Source organism: Prosthecobacter sp. (assembly GCF_020439865.1).
Lineage (GTDB): Bacteria > Verrucomicrobiota > Verrucomicrobiia > Verrucomicrobiales > Verrucomicrobiaceae > Prosthecobacter.
The window spans coordinates 24,780-44,160 of record NZ_JAGRPF010000033.1 but is presented as its reverse complement, the minus strand read 5'-3'; the positions used below and the strand labels follow the sequence as shown (position 1 = coordinate 44,160).

Genomic DNA, 19,381 nt, shown 5'->3' with positions numbered 1-19,381 from the left:
TGCAACGCTCACTTGATCTCGGCCACCATCAATCGTGTCCACGGACCGTTGTTCACGTTGTAGTAAACACGTTTGCCGTCTGAGCTGAATGCGGGATGCGGGTGGTTTTTGCGCCAGGTCTTCGCGCCGTGTGCATTGTCGAACAAATCGACGACGACGAATTCGTCCTTCGTCGTCGAACCGATGCCGATGGCCCAGTAGCCCTCCCTGCCGAACGGGCGCTTCGTCACATTCGCATCCGTCACGAACACGCTGCCTTCGGGTGACAGATTCGGATGATCCGAGAAGCACGACGGCGCATATCGCGGCATCAGTTTGCCGGTCGCCATGTCCTGCAGGACGTTCGACTTCTCAAAGATGCCGCAGGAGTCCGGCGACCACGACGGATGGCCCCAGGACTCGATCAGGCGGATGAACTTCTTGTTCGCGAGATCATAGACGATCTTGCCGTCGCGCTTGCTGACCGACATGCCGCGATAGCTTGATCCGCCGCCCGGAATGCACGGCTTGAAGAACACCTTCGACTCATCCGGACTGACCACTGGAAAGAAAATCGTCAGATCACGCGAGCCGAGCTTCTTCTCGATCCAGTCGCCGTATTCGGCAACGGTTTGGGCTGCGGTCACCGGCGTGGTGATTTCACCCGTGGCTACGTCGATCAATTCGAGATCGCGATGCGGGCCGGGATTCCAGTGGCAGCCATACACCGGCACGCACTTTCCTTTCGACGAACCGAATCCCAGCTGACGATCCATCGCCAGCACGCGTTCCTTCTTCGTCTCGATGTCCACCGCCCGCACGCTCCAGTGGCCATCCTGCAGATTGTGATAAACGACGAACTTGCCGTTCCCGGCCCATTGCTGGCAGGCGGCGCGATGCGCGTCCTCGGCGACGATGTTCTCCGCCACGATCGTCTCCTTTCCCGTCGCTCGTTCCAGAATTCGCAAATCACCCTTCTCACCCTCCGGCGTGGTGGAGGTGTAGTAGAGAACGAACTTCCCATCGGGACTTTCCGGGCACGTGTTGAAGTAGGCATGAATGGAATGCCGGCTCTGATCCGGCGCGACCGCGTGCTTCTCCGCGTGCTTCCACGCTTCGACATCGGCATGCGCCACGGCCGCTATGGCGGCAAAAAGAATCATCCACTTCATCGTCCAACCATAACCGCAAACATCGGCGAATCTGTCAGGATTGTTCCCGTGGACGCCGTCAGTTTCATTCTCTGCTTGGAATCCAACGCGCATTCTGTGTAGGTTCAACGCATGACTCCTTCCAATCTCTCCCGCCGCCAGTTCGGCACCCTCGCCAGTGTGAGCGCCATCGCCGCGATGCTGCAAACGCAGATCGAAGCCGCTGAAAAAGCCGCGGGTGGCAAGGTGCGCCACTCGGTTTGCAAATGGTGCTACAAGGACATTCCGCTGGAGGACATGTGCCTCGCCGCGCAGGAGATCGGCCTCGAATCCATCGAACTGCTCGACCCGAAGGACTTCGCGACGATGAAGAAGCACGGCCTGCACTGCGCCATGGTCAGCTTTCCCACCATCGAAGGCCCCGGCGGCGTGAAGATCGGCCCGATTCCGAAGGGCTGGAACCGCGTCGAACACCACGACCTGCTCGTGCAGGCCTATGAGCCGCTGTTGAAAGAGTCCGCCGAGGCCGGATTCAAACAAGTCATCTGCTTCAGTGGCAACCGCGGCGGCATGAGCAACGAGCAGGGCCTCGAAAACTGCGCCAAAGGCCTTCAACGCATGCTGCCGCTCTGCGAAAAGCTCGGCGTCACGCTCGTGATGGAACTGCTCAACAGCAAGGTGAACCACCCCGACTACATGTGCGACCACAGCGCCTGGGGCGTGGCGCTGGTGAAGAAACTCGCCTCACCGCACTTCAAGCTGCTCTACGACATCTATCACATGCAGATCATGGAAGGCGACGTCATCGCCACCATCCGCCGCGACCACGAATCCTTCGCCCACTACCACACCGGCGGCGTCCCCGGCCGCGCCGAGATCGACGACACGCAGGAGCTCTTTTACCCCGCCATCATCAAGGCCATCCAAGAAACCGGCTACACCGGCTACCTTGGCCAGGAATTCATCCCCAAACGCTCCGACAAACTCGCCTCGCTCAAACAGGGCGTGCAGATCTGCACGGTTAGCTAAGCAGCGTTTAGCTTCTCCACTTCCTCCGCCGCTTTCTCCCACTCGGTCGTCAGCTTCGCGATTTTCGGTTCCACGGCTTCCAATTCGGTGCTGAGGTCGCGGAATTTCACGGCGTCGGCGTAGGTAGCTTCGTCCTGGAGGAGTTCGACGATCTCGTGTTTGCGTTTGTCGAGCGTGGTGAGTTCGGCCTCGACTTTGGCGAGCCGTTGTTCGGCGTCTTTTTTGGCTTTGCTGCGGGCGTTGCGGGCTTCGGCTTCGAGGCGCTTTTGTTCCTTCGACTTGGGCGGCTCGCGGACGGCGGGAGCGTTGTAGGCGACGGGTTGCGCGTTGTGAAGCGTGGCTGTGAGAGCTTCGCGGGCGCTGCCGGCCTTGGTTTTGTCGAGGTAGTATTGGTAATCGCCCGCGTAGGGCGTGATGACACCGGCGCTCACATGCAGGACGTGCTTTGCCATCTGACGGATGAAGTGAACGTCGTGGCTGATGAAGACGAGCGTGCCTTCGTATTGGTCGAGCGCGTTGATGAGCGCGTCGATGCTGCCCATGTCGAGGTGCGTCGTCGGCTCGTCCATGAGCAGGAAGTTCGGCGGATCGAGAAGCAGGCGCACGAGCACGAGTCGTGACTTTTCACCACCGCTGAGCACTCCGACGGGCTTGAAGACATCGTCGCCGTGAAACAGGAACGATCCGAGCAGCGTGCGGCAGAGGTTTTCACCGGGACGGCTGGGCAGATCCATCGCGGACTGCAAAACGGTGTGGCGCATGTTCAGCACATCGCCGCGATACTGGGCGAAGTAGCCGAGTTTGACGTTGTGACCGAGTTCGCGATTCCCCGCCTGCTGCGTGAGCGCACCGGCGAGAAGTTTGAGCAGCGTTGATTTGCCCGCTCCGTTCGGGCCGACGAGCACAGTGCGCTGGCCGCGCTCGATCTCGAGGTCGAGGCCGGTGTAAACGGGCGTCTGACCGTAGGCAAAGTCGACGCCTGTCATCCGGATGACGCGCTGGCCGCTGCGAGGCGGCTGCGGGAAACGGAACTTCACCGTTTTGGCGTCGGCGACGGGCGCTTCGATCTTCTCGATGCGGTCGATCATCTTCGCCTTGTCCTGCGCACGGGAGGCGAAGTTGGCCTTCGCTTTGAACTTGTCCACCCAGGCCTGCATCTTGGCGAGCTCGCGCTGCTGGTTGTCGTAGGCGCCCTGCATCTGCTCCATGCGCGCGGCTTTTTCGCGGAGGTAGTCGTCGTAGTTGCCGGTGTAGCGGTTGATCTTGCTGTGCGCGATTTCGAGGATGCTGTCGCACAGCGCATTTAGGAATTCGCGGTCATGCGAGATCATCAGGATCGCGCCCGGATAGCCCTGGAGGTAATTCTGGAACCAGATGAGCGATTCGAGGTCGAGATGGTTCGTCGGCTCGTCGAGCAGCAGCATTTCCGGCTCCTGCACCAACAGGCGGGCGAGGTGCGCACGCATCACCCAGCCGCCGCTGAGCGTGCGGGCGTTGCGTTCGAAGTCCGATTCACGAAAGGCGAGGCCGCTGAGAATGCGCTTGGCCTTCGGCTCCACCTCCCAGCGATGATGCTCGTCCACGTGGCCCGTCGCTAGTTCCAACACTGTTACGTCATCGATCGGCGCGCTCTCCTGCGGCAGAAAGCCGAAGGTGATGCCGCGCTCCATCATCACACGACCGTCGTCAGGCGTGGAATCCTGCAGCAGCAGCGAGAAAAGCGTCGATTTGCCCGCGCCGTTGGGGCCGATGAGGCCGATCTTCTCCCCGCGATTGATGTGAAACGACACCTGGCTGAACAAGGTTCGGCCGGCGTAGGTTTTGCTGACATTGGAAACGGAGAGCATGCGGAAAGGGGCGCGCATAGTGCCCTCGATTCGCGTCATGTCGAGCGTGCAGGCGATCCACCGTCGCCGGGAGATTGCGATAAAGCTGGCGGTGTCTGGCGTTTGGCTTCTCCGTATGCGCACTTCGAGGTTTCTCATCGCCCTGTTCGGCTCGCTTTCAGCGAGCGTTTCATTCTCAGCAGACCCTGCCAGCCTGTCGCTTGGCTGGCATCAGTTTCGCGGGCCGAACCGAGACGGCATCTCGACCGAGACGGGTTTGCTGAAGTCATGGCCCGCAGAGGGCCCCAAGCTTCTGTGGGAGATCAAAGGCGCGGGCGGCGGCATGGGATCGGTCACCGTGGGGAATGGGCGAGTATTTGTGGTGGGGAATCGCAAAGAAGGTGTGTCGCTTACGGCCTTTGACCTCTCCACGCAGAAGGAACTGTGGAGCACCGTGGTCAGCGATAAACGTGACCAGCCGAACGGCGCACCGACGTTCGATGGCGAACGGCTGTATTCGGTCAGCAAGGACGGTATCCTGGCCTGCTGTGACGCAGCGAGCGGCGAATTGCTCTGGAGAAAGAGTTACACCGCCGATCTCGGTGGCCTGATCATGAGCAGCTGGGGGTTCAGTGAATCACCGCTTGTCGATGGCGACCTCGTGATTGGTGTGCCGGGTGGCAATGACAGCATCGTGGCCGCGATGGACAAAAAAACCGGCGCAGTGAAATGGAAATCTTCCCTGCCCGCCGATGTGGGGACGCGTGGCAAGGACGGCGCGGGATACACCGGCGTGGTGATCTCGAACGGAGGAGGCGTGAAGCAGTACATCACACTCGTCGGCCGCGGCCTCGTCAGCGTGCGTGCCAGCGATGGCAAAACGCTGTGGACCTACAATTCCGTGGCCAATGGCACCGCCAACATCCCCACGCCGCTCGTTTGGGACGACTACGTGTTCACGTCATCCGGCTACGGCACCGGCGCAGCCCTGCTTCAGCTCAGGAAAGACGGCGATGGCGTCGTGGCGGAGGAGCAGTATTTCCTCAAGGCGGGAACTTTTCAAAATCACCACGGCGGCATGGTGCGCCTCGGCGACTACATCTATGCCGGCAGCGGTCACAACAACGGCATCCCCGTTTGCCTGGAATGGAAAACAGGCAAGATCGTGTGGGAACAAAGCGAACGTCCCGGTCGTGAGAGCGCGGCGGTGATCAGTGCGGAGAACGAGTTGTACTTCCGCTGGCAGGATGGCACGATGGGTCTCATCGAAGCCACTCCCACGGGGTACAAGTTGCAGGGAACCTTCAAGTTGCCCGCGGTCAAAGGCCCAAGCTGGCCTCATCCGAGCATTCACGAAAAGAAGCTTCTGATCCGTGCGCAGGACCAGATTTTCTGTTACGACCTCGCTGCTCGTTGATGCGACTTTGCTCCGCATCGCAAAAGTGCCGCTTGGCGCGGTGCGTTCTTTGTGAAAGCATGCTGTTCACCCTATGAAATCGACTTTTGTCTGTCTGTTCGCCGTTGCCGTCCTGCCGCTGTATGCCGCGGGGGAATTGTCGAAACCCATCGAGGCGCTGCGAAGTGTCCAAAAAGAAGGCGAGGGCAATGAGACCGCGGCCAAGGCGTGGCAGGAGATCGTGAAGGCGGATGCCTCGAACCTGCCGGAGGTGCTCAAAGGCATGAACGGCGCGAATCCGCTGGCTGAAAACTGGCTGCGGGCGGCGGTGGGGGTGATCGCCGACGAAGCGCTGAAGGCCAAAACGATGCCGGTCGAGGCGCTGGTGGCGTTTTTGAAGGACACGAAGAATAGCTCGGGACCTCGCGTGGTGGCATTTGATCTCATCCATCGTGCGGATGAGAAGCTGGCGGAGGAATTGACCCCGACTTTGCTGGAGGACCCGAGCTCGGACCTGCGGCGGCATCCGGTGGCCAAGCTGATTGCGGCCGGGGACGCAGCGCTCGACAAGAAGGACAAGGACGCGGCCATGGTGGCCTTTGGCAAAGGGCTGGTCGCGGCGCGCGATGAGGATCAGATCAAGACGCTGACGAAAAAGCTCCGCGATCTGGGCCAGAAGGTGGATCTGCCTAAGCACTTCGGTTTTCTCATGAGTTGGAAGCTGATCGCGCCGTTCAGCAACGCGGATCGCGGCGGTTTCGACAAAGTTTATCCGCCGGAGAAGGAGTTGCATTTTGACGCCATTTACGAAGGAAAGAGCAAGAAGGTGGAGTGGGTCGATTTCACGAGCGCGGATGAGTACGGCAAGATCGACTTCAACAAGCCCTTCGGCATGGAGAAGAGCGTCGTGGGCTATGCGGCGACGGATTTCTTCAGCGAAGAAGATCGCCAGGCAGAGATCCGTATCGGGTGCAAGAACGGCTGGAAGGTGTGGCTGAATGGCGAGCTGCTGTTTGCCCGCGACGAGTATCACCGCGGCGCGAAGCTCGATCAGTACAAGCTGCCGTGTCAGCTCAAGAAGGGAAAGAACACGATCCTTGTGAAGTGCTGCCAGAACGAGCAAACGGAGCAGTGGACCGTGGAGTGGGAGTTCCAGCTTCGCGTGTGCGATGCGACAGGAACGGCGATCCTTGCGGCGAAGTGATTTTAACGACCTGAATTGATTATGAAGACTCTCTCGATTGGCCTCTTTCTCGTGATCAGCGCTGGCATGGCGCAGGCAGACTGGCTGCAATTCCGCGGCCCCAATGCCACAGCGGTTTCCACTGACGCAAAAGCACCCGCGGACGATCTCAAAATCGCGTGGACGGCAGATCTGCCAGGTCGCGGGCTTTCGGCGCCGATCATCGTCGGTGACAAAGTCTTCGTGACCTGCTCCAGCGGACCAGGCCAGGAGACGCTGCACGTGTTTTGCTTCAACGCTTCGGATGGTTCGAAGCGCTGGGAGCGTGCGATGCGTGCGACGGGTCGCACGATGTCGCACAACAAGACCTGCGTGGCCGCCAACACGCCGTGCAGTGATGGTGACCGCGTCTTCGCGTTGTTTTCTTCCAACGACCTGTTCGCTTTCGATCTCGACGGCAATCTGCTGTGGCTCCGCGGCCTGACCTTTGATTATCCGAACGCAAGCAACAGCCTCGGCATGTCGCAGTCACCGGTGGTGATCGATGGAACCCTGGTGGTGCAGAGCGAGAACGACAGCGAGTCCTTCGCAGCCGGTCTCGACGTGGCCACGGGATGCAATAAGTGGAAGCTGGAACGCCCGAAGGCGGCGAACTGGTCCAGCGCGACGCTTTGGAAGGGCGCGGTGGCTTTGCAGTCAAGCAAGGGCATCCTCGGCGTGGAGCCTGCAACCGGGAAGACGATGTGGAACTACGAGGACGGAGCGAGCACAATCCCTTCGAGTGTGGTGACGGGTGACGCTCTGTATGCGGTATCCCACGGCATCACGGCACTCGCGCCCGAGAAGGGTTCCGTGACGCAGCTCTGGCGCAATGAGAAGCTGAACCCGGGCACGGCGAGTCCGCTGGTGCTGGGCGATTACATCTACGTCGTGAATGGCGCGGGCGTGCTGATCAAGGCGAGCCTCAAGAATGGGGATGAGCTTTGGAAGCTGCGCATGAAGGGGCCGTTCAGCGGATCGCCCGTGGCCGCCGGCAAACGCATCTACGTCGTGAACGAACGTGGTATTTTCCAGGCGATCGATCCTGAAGCTCCCGAAGGTAAAGTCGTTCAGGAGATCGAGCTCAAAGAGACAGTGCTCTCGACACCCGCGATTTCAGGCGGCGCCGTTTATGTGCGCAGCGACGCGAAACTGTGGAAGCTGCAATGATGGAGCCCGCCGACGATTTCGCGCCAGAGCCCGAAGAACTTGATGCCTCGACCGCCGTCGAGGTGGAGCAGGAGACTTCGCGCGCCCTGGGCAAGGAGACTCGTCAGGTGCTGCTGGCCGTGCTGGTGGTGGCCGCCTTCATGGCACTGGCGCACTTCACGCCGCTCAGGGCCTGGATCACAAACGTGCAGACCTGGAAAACGCTGGTGCATGATTTTGGCTGGGGCGCGCATGCGATCTTCATGGCGGCCTGCGCCGGCAGCGTGATGCTCGGTGTGCCTCGTCTTCCTCTGTGCGCCGCCGCAGGACTGGTTTTTGGCTTTGGCGAGGGCTTGGTGCTCTCGCTGGTGGCGTCCACGCTTGGGTCGTATGGCGCCTTCGTATTGTCACGTCACGGCTTCCGCCGTGCGGCGGAATCGCGGGCGGAGAAATGGCCGTGGCTAAAGAAACTGCTGAAGAAGCCCTCCGTCCTGCGGGTGTTCTGGGTGCGCCAGTTGATGGTGCCCGGTCTGGTATTGAACGTACTGCTGGGCATGACGCCTGTGAAGCACACCCGCTTCCTACTGGGCACCGCGCTGGGCTACCTGCCGCTCAATGTGGCGTTCAGCCTCGTGGGCAGCGGTCTGGGTAAAGGCAGCCTCGCGACCACCTTCACGCAGTTGCTGGCCGCGATGGCGGTGATCAACATCGCCGCCTGGCTGGTCTATCGCGTGATGAAAAAGCATCGGAACGGCTGAAGCCGCCTGGAAAGCCGCTCAATGGATCGCGTGCCACGTCAAGGAGTGGTGCTCCAGGTCTTCGGCGTCCGTCTGCAGTGACGATGCCACCACACCGGCCAGGCCAATCAGCACGGCCACCGGGAAAATGAGGATCAGCAACGGCAGCAGCATGATGAAGGCAAGCGGGGCGAGGACGGAGGACAGCGCGATGGTCTCCCAGCCAAAATGCCGGAGTTTCAGGCCGACGGGCGGGGCGCCTTGCTGGCCGCTTTTGACGAAGACGTGCTCCTGTCTCAGCCAGACAAGCAGCGGACGGATGGCTCTCCTGAAAGGCCTCAGAAACGTGGCCTGCATCCGGCGGAACTGCCAGACGCGGTGAAGATTGCGGGTGACGAAACGCGCTTCGGCGTTGTGGGCGGTGGCAACTTGCTGAAACGAGGCCACCTGTCCTCGTTGAGGTTCAGGGATCGTGTTCATAGCGGTGTTTGGTTGTTCGGTAGATTAAACGAACCCCGCCACAGCGTCCTGACAAAAAACTCCCCCTATTGCCCTCCCCGTCCATGAAGCGAGCATGCCTGGCACCCTGCGCAAAGTTCGCAGGTGACCGTATGAGGGCTCTCCAAGCACTTGGGGCAATGAACACAAAGCATGCAAAACGGACGCCTGGCGTTCGGAACGTCCGCAGGGGAACTGGGAAGTCTGGCGGATTCACATCCTGAGGCAACGCACGCTCTCGCGGGCAGTGCCTGGAAGGGGTCCAATACGTCGGTTTTCATGACACAAATGAAGGGTGAGACCCTGACGCTGGACCCAAATGGAAAAACGCGCTATTGGCAGACCTGCCAATACGGCCAACTTTTTTTCGGCCCCGTTGCATATCCGTCGCTCCTGCTCAAAATTGCCTCCATGCCAGTGAACTGCGGTCTGACGGATCAACCAGCCTGTCTGAAATGGAGTGGAGGTGTGCACCTGCTGGCAGGCCCTTGCTTCATCGGACGGCGCTCGGACAACGACATTCCGATCAACAATGTCCAGGCCTCCCGCCGCCACGCCGTGCTCATGAGGCTGAACAACGACTGGTGGATCAACGACCTGGGCAGCCGTAATGGAGTCAATGTCAACGGGCTGCGTCTCACCAGCGCCCGTCGCCTGCGGGACGGGGATGAGATCCGCATCGCCAACCAGCGCCTGACTTTCTACAATTCCGACCAGTCCCCTCCCCACCACAGTTCGATCGTGGGCAAAACCACGCAGTTCGCGGTGCACGCCCCGGATGATTCATCCCCCCAGGCTGTGGTTTGCGAACTTCTCATCGCCTCGGAAAAAGGGGAGATTCTTGAAGGTGACAAGGCAGCCCACTGGTTCTTTGGCAAGGCGCTGGAGCGTGCTCCCGGCGCCGTTTACTACATCCTTCCCCCATCGGTGCGCCAGTGGCTGGAACGGCTCGCTGACAGGACCGAAAAGAGTTTTCCCGCCCTGGAGATACAGCACGAAAACCGCCGCATCGTCATCTCCCTGGCCCGCTGCAAGGACGACCGCTATTTCCTGCTGGTGCGGGAGGAATCCGCCAAGGTCTCCATGGATCGCCTGAGGATGCTCGGGCTGACCGAACGGGAGGCCGAGGTAATGCACTGGATCTGCGAGGGCAAGAGCAATGCCGAGATCGCCCAGATCCTCGATGTCACGCTGCACACCGCGAACCGACACAACGAACACATTTTCAAAAAGCTCGGCGTGGACAACCGGCTGAAGGCCATCAAGACCGTTCAAGAACGCCTCGGCGCGTAAAACAAAAGCGGGGCCGGATTTGGCCCCGCTCAAACAAACACCCAGCCGCGCTTCACTTCACCACCGGACGCAGCACCATGTTGCGGTAGTCCACGTTGGTGTGGTCGCCTTGCAGGAAGATCGGACCGGGCTTGAACTCGTCGCTGGTCAGCGCACCGCCGGTGCAGCCGAGCACAGGCTGGTTGTCGATGATCGTCTTGCCGTTCAGGATCACGGTCAGGTGGCGGTCCACCAAGGTGATGTCGAGCGTCTGCCACTCGCCGATCGGCTTCTCGGCGTTCACGCTCGGCGTGATGCGGCTGTAAAGCGCGCCCATGTGATGCGAATCGAGCGGTTTGCCAAAGCTCTCCATGATCTGCACCTCGTATACGCCGCGCAGATAGATGCCGCTGTTGCTGCCTTCTTGGGTGCGCACTTCGGTCTTCAAGTTGAAGTCCTCGAACTCCGCGTCGGTGCGCAGATTGCCGAAATGCTTGCCCTTCTCTTTCGACACGCGGTTTTGCAGCACGCCGTCCACCACGCTCCAGCCGTTGTCGGTGGATTTGATCAAGCTCCAGCCGGTCAGATCCTTGCCGTTCAGAAGCTGGATCGGCTCGCCATACTTCACCTTCGAGAGATCCGGTGCCGGGGGCACATCGGGAATGCGCTTGCCGGTGAACTCGGCGGGCTCGCCCATGGCCTTGCCAGCGGGATTCTTCTTCGCGGTTGTCAGTTTCAAGGCGTCACCTTCGACTTTCGCCGTGATCGTTTCCGTCGTGACCTTGCCTTCCTTGTTCTTCTGCTCGCGAATCACGATCAAAGTGTCGCCATCGACCTTCGTGCTCGTCGTCGGCACCACGCTGCCGCCGCCCCACAGGACGCTGGAGCTCAGGGCGCCATCTTTCTCCTCAACGCCGAGCCAGCCTGCGCCGCCGCCTGGAATCGTCAGCGCCCAGCGGCCGATGAAGGGATTGTCAGCAGCATTCAAAACAGCGCCGAGGCTGAACACGGCGGCGACGGAGAGGGAGCGAATCGAGAGGAACATAAGCAGGCGGGTTGGAGGTAGATTGGGGCGGGGTGAAACGGGGTTATTTCTTCTGATCCTTCACACAATCCGGATCAGGCGCTGTCGGCGTGCCGGTTTGATCGACGGGATGATTGAAAAGATACTTCCACACGGCCTCGTGGATGAATTTGCCGTCCTTGTCCTTCACCGCGGAACCGCCCGGCGTCACGGAGCCGTGCGCACGTTTGTCGTCGCCCTTCACATCGGCATCCGTGATCAGCCGACGCGTGTTTTCATACGGCGGAGCGCTCTTGTCCACGTTCACGATCGGTCCGAAATCGTTCAGGCCCATCATCTCCCACGAGCGGCAGTAATGATCGCCTGTCCAGCCGCCATCGAGCACGTGGCTGAAGCCGAAGATGCGGTTCCCCGGCGTCGCCGAGGGCAGCGATTGCCAGCTCTCGTAGTTGTCACGCGGCCCGCAGAAGCACACCACGCGATCCACCTTCTGATGCTTCGCAAAGCGCGCCGAGGTCGTCGCGCCATGCGACGCACCGGACACGATCACCTTGTCCCAGTCCAGTCCTTTGCCGTCCTTGCTCAAAAACTGCTTCCACTTGCCTTCCGGATGCTCCTTCGCGAGCCATTTCACGAACTGAAACGCGCGCTCCATCATCCCGTCCGGCTGGGGAATGCTCACGAGGTCGCTGTGATCCTCGCCCGTCGCCGCTTCGAGGCGGATGTCGCCCAAAGTCCTGCCATCATCGCGTCGCGCCGCCGGAATGATGCCGAACCACTTGTTCGCGTAATGCACCTGGATCGCGTGCAGGCCGTAGCTGTTCAGCCGCTCGAACAACGCCGCGTTGTGGCCCATCAACCAGATCACCAGCTTGCCTTGCGCCTTCACGCGCAGGTCCACGCTCGCGTTCTGCATGTCCTGCGGCTTCCCCTTCTTGTCCGTGAATACAAAATCGATCTCCGGATGCTCCTTCGCCCGCGGATCAATCTCGCTCGCACGCTTCGAGATCGTTTCGACGGCATTGAGGCTGACCGACAAGGCCAGCAGGCAGGTGATGATGTTCTTCATAGGTTGGTTCAGGATTCAAATCTCCGCTCCGCCGAATACGAGCCGACACTGCGGATCGTCGCGCCGTCGGCGCGGGTTTGATCGAGCGCCTTCTGCACGCGCGGATCGGCCTCGGAGCCTTCAATCTCGATGTAGAAGCGATACTTGTTCGGCTGGCCTCGGATCGGGCGCGATTCGAGGCGCTTCATGTTGATCTCGTTCTCGCTCAACGGCGTCAGGAAGCGGCACAGGCTGCCCGGACGGTCCGGCAGCTCGACAATGAGCGCCGTGCGGTTGTGTTCGAGCGACGGCGTGTTCGCCGCATGACCGATGAGATAAAACTGCGTGATGTTCGGCACCTCGCCGGCGATGGGGAAATGCAGGATCTGCAACGCATGCCGCTCTGCGTTTTGGCGCGGACCAATCGCCGCCGCACCGGGTGTCATCGCGGCTTTTTCCGCCGCTTTGGCCGTGCTCGGTTCCACGACGCGCTTCACGTCGGGATAATGCGTCTTCAGCCATTCATCGCCGTGGTAAAACGGCATAGCGTGCGAGTGGATGGAAACGATTTTCTCCCCTTCCCGGCCCAGCAGCGCCAGTTTCACATCCAGCGTCAATTCCTCGACGATGTGCGTCGCGCACCGTGCATCCACGAGACGATCCACGGTGTCGATGATGAAGCCGCCGGACGAATTCTCGATCGGCACGATGCCCTGCGCGTCGGGATTCGCCGCGAGGAAGTCAAACACATCGCCCACATTGTCCCGCAGGCTGACCGCCACGCCGGGAAAGCGCATCTGCGTGATCAGATGCGAGAAACTCCCCTCAGGCCCGAGGCAGGCGATGGTGGTCGGCGGATTCATGGGCCGTGCATGCTCCGCTGCTGACGCCCACGGTCAAGAACACCGCGCTGGATTTCACGACGCCCTCGCGTTCCTTTCCGCATGCGCCGACGCTGGAAAGCCCTCTCCGTGACTCTGTTCGCTCTTGCGGCGGTCGGCTGGTGGGGTGTTCCGTGGCTGGTGCCGCTGCCGGAGGCGTTGTTGAAGCCCGCGACGCCCTCCACGCGCTACCTCGCCCGCGACGGCACGCCGCTGCGGCATCTGCTCGATGAAAACGGCAACCGCTCGGCTCCGCCGGTGACGTTTGCGGAGATTCCGCAGCCGCTGGTGCACGCACTGCTCGCCGCGGAGGACAAACGCTTCTTCTCGCACAGCGGCATCGACCTGCTCGCCATCGCTCGCGCTGCGCGTGACAACACACGCAGCGGACACGTCGTCTCCGGCGCCTCGACGATTCACCAGCAGCTCATCAAGAACACCACGCCGCGCACCGGCAAGCGCACGCTATGGATCAAGCTCGTTGAAGCACTGCAGGCGCGTCATCTCGCGATGTCATGGAGTCGCGAGGAAGTCTTCGCGGCTTATGCGAACCGCATCTCCTTTGGCAATCTCATGACCGGAGCCGCGACGGCCGCGTCCGGTTACTTTCACAAGCCGCTTGGCGATCTCACGCCTGCCGAATGCGCACTGCTGGCCGCGCTGCCGCAATCGCCGGCGCGTTTGAATCCGTTTCGCAATCTGGAGTCCGTTCTGCCTCGGCAGCGGCGCATTCTCGATCAAATGCACGTGTTTGGCTGGCTCAGTGACGAACAGCATCGCGTCGCGTTGGATCAACACATCGTGCTGCAACGTTTCAGCGGTGGATTTGAAGCTCCACATGCGGTGGAAATGCTTCGTGGAGATTCCAATGCCGCCACGATCCGCACGACGCTCGATGCGACGTTGCAACAGCAGGTCGAAACGATTATCGCGCAGCGACTCGATGCGCTCAAAGGCCGTCATGTGAGTCACGGCGCGGTCGTCGTGATCGACAACGCCACCGGCGCGGTGCTCGCGCTCGCAGGCTCGCGTGATTTCTTTGCCAGCGACGGCGGTCAGCTCAATGGCGCATGGGCGCCGCATTCACCGGGCTCGGCGATGAAGCCGTTCACGTATGAGATCGCCTTCGAGCGCGGTGCAACGCCCGCGAGCATCGTCGCCGATCTTCCGATCGAGTTCACCACCGCCAGCGGCACCTACCGGCCTGAAAACTACTCGCTGCGCAGCTACGGGCCAATGACGTATCGCTACGCGCTCGGCAACTCGCTCAACATCTCCGCCGTGCGCGTGCTCGATTCCATTGGCGGTGCGGAAACACTGCTGCCGCGCCTGCGCGATCTCGGAATGACCACTCTCACCGAGGACGCCGCGCACTACGGTCTCGGCCTCACCATTGGCAACGCCTCCGTGCGCCTCATCGAACTCGCGAACGCCTATGCCTGCCTCGCCCGCCTCGGTCGGTTCAAGCCGTGGAGTTTGCGCAGCAATGCTCCCGCAACGGAAGAACGTCGTCTGCTCGGCGAAAACGAATCCTGGCTCATCGCCGATATCCTCAGCGACAACCAGGCGCGCGAGATGTCCTTCGGCAGTTATTCGGTTCTGCGTCTGCCGTTCAAATGCGCGGTCAAAACCGGCACCAGCTCGACTTTTCGCGACAACTGGACGGTCGGTTACACACCCGAGTTCACCGTCGGCGTCTGGGTCGGCAATTTCGACAACACGCCGATGCAGGATGTCAGCGGCGTCACCGGCGCCGGGCCGATCTTCCGCGATGTGATGCTGCATCTGCATGAAAAGCATCCCGCCACGTGGTTTGAACGCCCCGCGGTCATCACGCACGCGCGCATCGACCCGCGCACCGGCACACGCCTCACGCCGCAGACACCGCCCGCGCGTGTGAGCCGCGAGGACTGGTTCATCGCCGATCACTTCCCGCCCGTCGCGCAAGCGAGCGACTACGACTCACGCGGCCGTGCCATCCTGCCACGCGAATACGCCGAATGGGTGCGAAGCAGCGCCAACTGGCTCGGCGATCTCGTCACCACCGCCGAAACCGACGCACGTCTGCAACTCCGCATCACCAATCCCATCCCCGGCACCGTCGTCATCCTCGATCCCGACATCCGCAACAACGGCAGCCGCCTGCTGCTGCAAGCCGCCGGCGCCACACAACCGCATTGGAGTTCCAAGACCCTCGAACTCCGCCCCGAGGAAAATCACACCTTCGCCATCCTCAAACCCGGACGACATGAGATTGAAGTGCGTGACGAAGCGAACGGCCTGAGCGCGAAGACGTTTGTGATCGTGCAGGAGGAGTAGCCTCCGGCAAGCCGCGCTCCCTTTCACTGCAGAAGACTTTTGTGAGCCTTACTTCAAAGCCGCTCTCGCTGCTTTGACTTTCTCCGTGAACTCCTTCGTGGCCTTCTTGTCTGTTTCCAGTTCACGACCAATCGAGGCAATCAGCGTATTCATTTCTGCGTCGAACACATTGAATGAAACCCAGGCGTTGGTTGGCTGCTTCGCGAGCACAGCCTGGACCGCGGGCGTGAATTTTGCGGTGAACGACTTGTCTTTCGCCTGCGCCTCCTTGATCACGACGCACTCGGCGGAGCCCCGCACCGCCTTGACTCCATTCGCCGCGGCGGCGGCGCAATGCGGGCAACTTTCATCGCGACCCGTGTAAACGATGCAGATGAGCTTCTTGGAAGCGATGACCTTGGCAACTTCGGACTCCAGCTTCTCAATGGGCTTCGAGCCGGCCACCTCATAGGCCGATACCATGCTGCAAATCGAAACGAACCCGAGCGCGGAAAGCAAAAGTGTCTTCATGGCAGCGAGGCTGGCAGTTGGGGTGGGAACGGTCAAGGCCAATCATCAAGCCTCGGAACTTGATCACTCCGCCAGCCGCTCGCGATACACCTGTCGCGCGTGCTCATACGCTGCGACGGCGTCGACATGCTCTTTGGGATCGATGAGTGCTTCTTTTTGCGACCAGCATTGATCGACGCTTTTGAGGCACCATTCGAGGCTGCGTTTTTCGCGGATGGGCTTGTCGTTCACGATGACGAAGATCGGATTTGTGTGCGAGCTGGCGCGGATGCGGAGGGCGAGCCAGCAGCTTTTTTCGACGGGCACGTCGAAGGTGAGATCGCGCATGGTGCCGTCGGCGGCGATGTTTTGGGTCTGCACGGAGACGCCGTTGACGAGGAGTTCGACGGGGACGTCGCGTGAGGTGCCGATGCGGGCGCGTTCGATGTCCCAGAAGGGCTTTTGACCGGCAGGAGCGTTTTTAATGTCGGGACGAGGTTGGTCGCCGAGAAGAGCGGCGGCTTTGACGGTGACTTTCACACTCGCGGGTTTCGCGAGTTTCAGTTCGCTGTCATGAGTGCCGAGTTCGAGATCGTTGGCCTTGAAGTCGATGAGGTGGCTCTTGCCATCGCTCACGTAAGCGCGGCCAGCGCGCACGCCTTCGCACCACGCGTCGTAGCTGAGCTTGTCGTCCAGCTTCACGTAGGCGCGGCCAAGGCCGACGCGCTCGCCGTAGATGCAGGGAAAGTCGGTCTCACCGCTGATTCGCGTGCGGAAGCCGGCGTTGAGCGTGTGATACCAGATGTTGAGCTCCCAGGTGTGCGGCGTGTCCACCATCGAAAGGAAATCGACGGCAGGCACCGGTTTGCCATCCGGACCTTCGACCATGTGCGTGACATCGACGATGTATTCGCAGGCGCCGATGCCGTTGAAGGGCGGGATGATGTAGTTCGGCAGTTCGTCGGTGGCGCTTTGCAGACCGAGTTTGTACTGCTTGTCACGTGCCGGATCATTCGGGGCGAGCGGTTGCAGGCCCCAGCCGCTGTGTGCGGGGCCGGTGAGTGCGCCCTGCTTCTTCGCCCACTTCAAGGTGTTGAGGCAAAGCGTGGGCCAGTGATCGGTTGAATCGCCGCCGGGATACATCTGCTCTTTGAGTTTTAGCAGGCAAAGGTGACCGCTTTTATGCGAGCCGAAGCCGCTGACTTCGACATCGTAACGCAGCAGGAAAGGATAGCGTGACTCCTTGTCCTCGTGGCCGGTGAAGAACTGCTTTTGATAATCGAAGCAGGGTCCCCAGGTGAGGTTCGCGCCGATCTTCAAATCCTCGCCCATGCAATGCCGCGCCATGTCGGGCGCATGCACGCCCTGCGACGGCACGGAGTAGTGTGCGCAACCGGCGGCGTGGATGTGGTGATCGCCGCTCCACCAGCCGAGCTTGCTCGGATCGATCCAGCGCTTCACCTGAAACGGCAGCGTGATGTTCGCGCCCGCAATCTTCACGTGACGCTGTTCGGGCACGGATTCGGGTCCGCGGCGGAACGTGATGTCGTATTCGCCGTCGGGCAGCTTCAGAATTTCGCCATCGCCGCGATACACCTGCGGATGGAAGAAAAAGTCGGGCGCGTGGCGCTTGATCTGCGAGGGATAGATGCGTCCGGCTTGGTCTTTGATGAGCAGTTCGGCGATGCAGGGTTTGCCGTTTTCATCCGTGATGGCGAGCTTCACCTCACGCGCAGGCTGGCAGTCGAAGAGCACGCTCACCTCATTGCGAAAGCCGAGGTCCTGCGTGCCCTGGCCGGTGTCGAAGCTGAACGTGGCCTCGCGCTTGCCCGCATCACGGCTGTAGAGCTGGATGATGCGATACTCGACGCCGAGTCCGCTGAGGCCCGGCTGCATCGGCGGTGATTCAAACATCTGCATGTCGAGCCAGCGGGACGACAGCGCCGGCTCGCCGGGATCACGCGGCTGCGCATGCGGCGCGACCGGCGGCGATCCGGGCACATAAACCACTTTCGACTGCGGGCTGCTCGCCGCGAGCTTCGCCGTGACTCCGGCTTCGTTGTCCACGCGCACGAGATACTGCCGCCAGCCGGATTCATCGAGAACGGCCTTCGCCGCGCCGCGCTCGACCTTCACGCGCTGCTCGGGGGTGATGTTCACCCGGAAAAGCGAGTGCGCATCCAGCACGGTCTGCGCCTTCGCGACGGCGGCGGCGTCGTTCGCGGCGATGGCGGCCTTTAGCGTGGCGAGTTCATCGTTGGTGAAAGGCGAGCCGAGGAAGGTGGTGCCGTCGATCAGCCGCTGCGTCGCGGCGAGGAAGGGCTGCGGCTCGACCTCGGCGGCCCATGTCAGATTCGCCATGCCAAGGCCGGTCAGGAGCAGGAGATGCGCTTTCATGCGCACTCAAACGCGCGCTGGCGACGACGGCTTGCCGATTCGCCTCAAACAACCACCAGCACGATCGCGCTCATCATGAGCAGCGCGCCGGCGAGACGCCAGCGCATGACCTTGGGGCCGAGATGCTGCTCGGCGTTCTTGAACCAGTGGCCGATGGCCCACACAAGCACGACGCTCAGCAAGCCACGCGAGGCATAGACGATGTTGGCGGAAGTCGCCTTGCCGAAGACGGCGAGGGTGCTGACGAAGGTGATGCTCTGGATGCCGAACAATGCGGAGCCTCCTGCGAGCCACGGCCAGGCCTGGGCGCGAATGGCGCTCAGCGGCGCTGAGAAACGGAAGATGAGGCCGAAGGACAGCAGGGCATTGATCCAGAAAATGCAGGGCAACAGGCGGCCGACACCCCACGTGGGGCCCCACTTCTGCACGAGCACGTCAAAGACGGCGAACGCCACCGCGCCGGTGCCACCAGCGATGAAGGTGACGAGCAGGTGCCGCGGCGGCTGGTCGGCGTCTTTGCGATTGAGGAAGGTGATGCCGATCACGCTGAGAAAGGCGGCGATCCACAGCTTCACGCTCACGGCCTCACCGATCAAAAGCGGCGTGAAAAACGCCACCAGGATGACTTTCAAACCGAAGACCGGCACGGCGACGGACACATCACCCTTTTCCAAGGCGAGGAACTGCGAAATCTGGCCGACGAACAGGCACATGGCGATGAGACCCGGCTGCCATATCAGCTCCTTTTCCACCGGCGGGCCGCCGAGCAGCCAGAGGAAGGAAAAAAGCCCCGCGACGATAAGATTGGCCACAAACGTGGTGCGATAGAGGCCCACTCCCAGATCGCTGGAACGCTTCAGCACCAAGGCTCCGAAGGCATAGAGCAGGGCGGCGATGAGCGGAAAAAGCGTGGTGGCGAAGGCGGGAGACACGCGCGCCAGTAACACGCGCCGCCCGGCGATCA

At 61.3% G+C, this 19,381-nt stretch carries 16 protein-coding genes; 7 read left to right on the top strand and 9 right to left on the bottom strand.

What is annotated here, in order from left to right; all coding sequences use genetic code 11:
- Nucleotides 1-8: 8 nt before the first annotated feature.
- Entirely contained in the window at nucleotides 9-1,151 is a 1,143-nt protein-coding gene (locus KDL09_RS03130; protein WP_294381209.1) for a hypothetical protein, read from the bottom strand.
- A 111-nt stretch (nucleotides 1,152-1,262) separates the two neighbouring features.
- Between KDL09_RS03130 and KDL09_RS03125 the strand changes: the two genes are divergently transcribed.
- Nucleotides 1,263-2,159: a TIM barrel protein gene (locus KDL09_RS03125; RefSeq protein WP_294381207.1), complete on the top strand. Its 897-nt coding sequence runs from the start codon at nucleotides 1,263-1,265 to the stop codon at nucleotides 2,157-2,159.
- Here KDL09_RS03125 and abc-f read toward each other — a convergent pair.
- A complete protein-coding gene (abc-f, locus tag KDL09_RS03120; protein WP_294381205.1) occupies nucleotides 2,156-4,006 on the bottom strand; it encodes a ribosomal protection-like ABC-F family protein in 1,851 nt (616 codons plus the stop codon). The two genes, KDL09_RS03125 and abc-f, sit on opposite strands and share 4 nt — an antisense overlap.
- A 115-nt stretch (nucleotides 4,007-4,121) precedes the next feature.
- On the opposite strand from abc-f, the gene KDL09_RS03115 reads away from it, so the two are divergent.
- The 4 genes from KDL09_RS03115 (at nucleotide 4,122) to KDL09_RS03100 (ending at nucleotide 8,510) form a co-directional block, all read left to right on the top strand.
- Complete coding sequence (locus tag KDL09_RS03115; RefSeq protein ID WP_294381204.1) at nucleotides 4,122-5,402, top strand: PQQ-binding-like beta-propeller repeat protein; 1,281 nt, start codon at nucleotides 4,122-4,124, stop codon at nucleotides 5,400-5,402.
- A 73-nt stretch (nucleotides 5,403-5,475) separates the two neighbouring features.
- Nucleotides 5,476-6,585, top strand: coding sequence for a hypothetical protein (locus tag KDL09_RS03110; RefSeq protein ID WP_294381202.1), 1,110 nt, complete (start codon nucleotides 5,476-5,478; stop codon nucleotides 6,583-6,585).
- 21 nt (nucleotides 6,586-6,606) lie between these two features.
- Nucleotides 6,607-7,773, top strand: a complete 1,167-nt coding sequence (locus KDL09_RS03105; protein WP_294381200.1) for a PQQ-binding-like beta-propeller repeat protein — start codon at nucleotides 6,607-6,609, stop codon at nucleotides 7,771-7,773.
- Entirely contained in the window at nucleotides 7,770-8,510 is a 741-nt protein-coding gene (locus KDL09_RS03100; protein ID WP_294381198.1) for a VTT domain-containing protein, read from the top strand. The genes KDL09_RS03105 and KDL09_RS03100 overlap by 4 nt, the downstream gene beginning before the upstream one ends.
- A gap of 18 nt (nucleotides 8,511-8,528) precedes the next feature.
- Here the strand turns inward: KDL09_RS03100 and KDL09_RS03095 are convergent, their stop codons facing one another.
- Nucleotides 8,529-8,969: a hypothetical protein gene (locus KDL09_RS03095; protein WP_294381196.1), complete on the bottom strand. Its 441-nt coding sequence runs from the start codon at nucleotides 8,967-8,969 to the stop codon at nucleotides 8,529-8,531.
- 429 nt (nucleotides 8,970-9,398) lie between these two features.
- Here KDL09_RS03095 and KDL09_RS03090 point away from each other — a divergent pair, with 429 nt between their 5' ends.
- Complete coding sequence (locus KDL09_RS03090) at nucleotides 9,399-10,280, top strand: FHA domain-containing protein (RefSeq protein ID WP_294381194.1); 882 nt, start codon at nucleotides 9,399-9,401, stop codon at nucleotides 10,278-10,280.
- A gap of 52 nt (nucleotides 10,281-10,332) precedes the next feature.
- Here KDL09_RS03090 and KDL09_RS03085 read toward each other — a convergent pair whose 3' ends face one another.
- From KDL09_RS03085 to KDL09_RS03075, 3 genes are read right to left on the bottom strand one after another with little or no spacing between them, the layout of a single operon-like run.
- Complete coding sequence (locus KDL09_RS03085; protein WP_294381193.1) at nucleotides 10,333-11,304, bottom strand: DUF1080 domain-containing protein; 972 nt, start codon at nucleotides 11,302-11,304, stop codon at nucleotides 10,333-10,335.
- Nucleotides 11,305-11,347: 43 nt separating this feature from the next.
- On the bottom strand, nucleotides 11,348-12,352 hold the full coding sequence (locus KDL09_RS03080; protein ID WP_294381191.1) for a hypothetical protein: 1,005 nt from the start codon (nucleotides 12,350-12,352) through the stop codon (nucleotides 11,348-11,350).
- Between the two features lie 8 nt (nucleotides 12,353-12,360).
- Nucleotides 12,361-13,194 carry a prephenate dehydratase domain-containing protein gene (locus KDL09_RS03075; RefSeq protein ID WP_294381189.1) on the bottom strand — a complete coding sequence of 278 codons (834 nt, stop codon included), beginning with the start codon at nucleotides 13,192-13,194 and terminating at the stop codon, nucleotides 12,361-12,363.
- Between the two features lie 81 nt (nucleotides 13,195-13,275).
- On the opposite strand from KDL09_RS03075, the gene pbpC reads away from it, so the two are divergent.
- Nucleotides 13,276-15,531, top strand: a complete 2,256-nt coding sequence (gene pbpC, locus KDL09_RS03070; RefSeq protein ID WP_294381187.1) for a penicillin-binding protein 1C — start codon at nucleotides 13,276-13,278, stop codon at nucleotides 15,529-15,531.
- A gap of 48 nt (nucleotides 15,532-15,579) precedes the next feature.
- Here pbpC and KDL09_RS03065 read toward each other — a convergent pair whose 3' ends face one another.
- The 3 genes from KDL09_RS03065 to KDL09_RS03055 all read right to left on the bottom strand — a co-directional run bounded on the left by KDL09_RS03065 (nucleotide 15,580) and on the right by KDL09_RS03055 (nucleotide 19,349).
- Nucleotides 15,580-16,041, bottom strand: coding sequence for a hypothetical protein (locus KDL09_RS03065; RefSeq protein WP_294381185.1), 462 nt, complete (start codon nucleotides 16,039-16,041; stop codon nucleotides 15,580-15,582).
- A 63-nt stretch (nucleotides 16,042-16,104) separates the two neighbouring features.
- Nucleotides 16,105-18,417, bottom strand: coding sequence for a CehA/McbA family metallohydrolase (locus tag KDL09_RS03060; protein ID WP_294381182.1), 2,313 nt, complete (start codon nucleotides 18,415-18,417; stop codon nucleotides 16,105-16,107).
- A gap of 44 nt (nucleotides 18,418-18,461) precedes the next feature.
- A complete protein-coding gene (locus KDL09_RS03055) occupies nucleotides 18,462-19,349 on the bottom strand; it encodes a DMT family transporter (protein ID WP_294381181.1) in 888 nt (295 codons plus the stop codon).
- Nucleotides 19,350-19,381 lie beyond the last annotated feature (32 nt).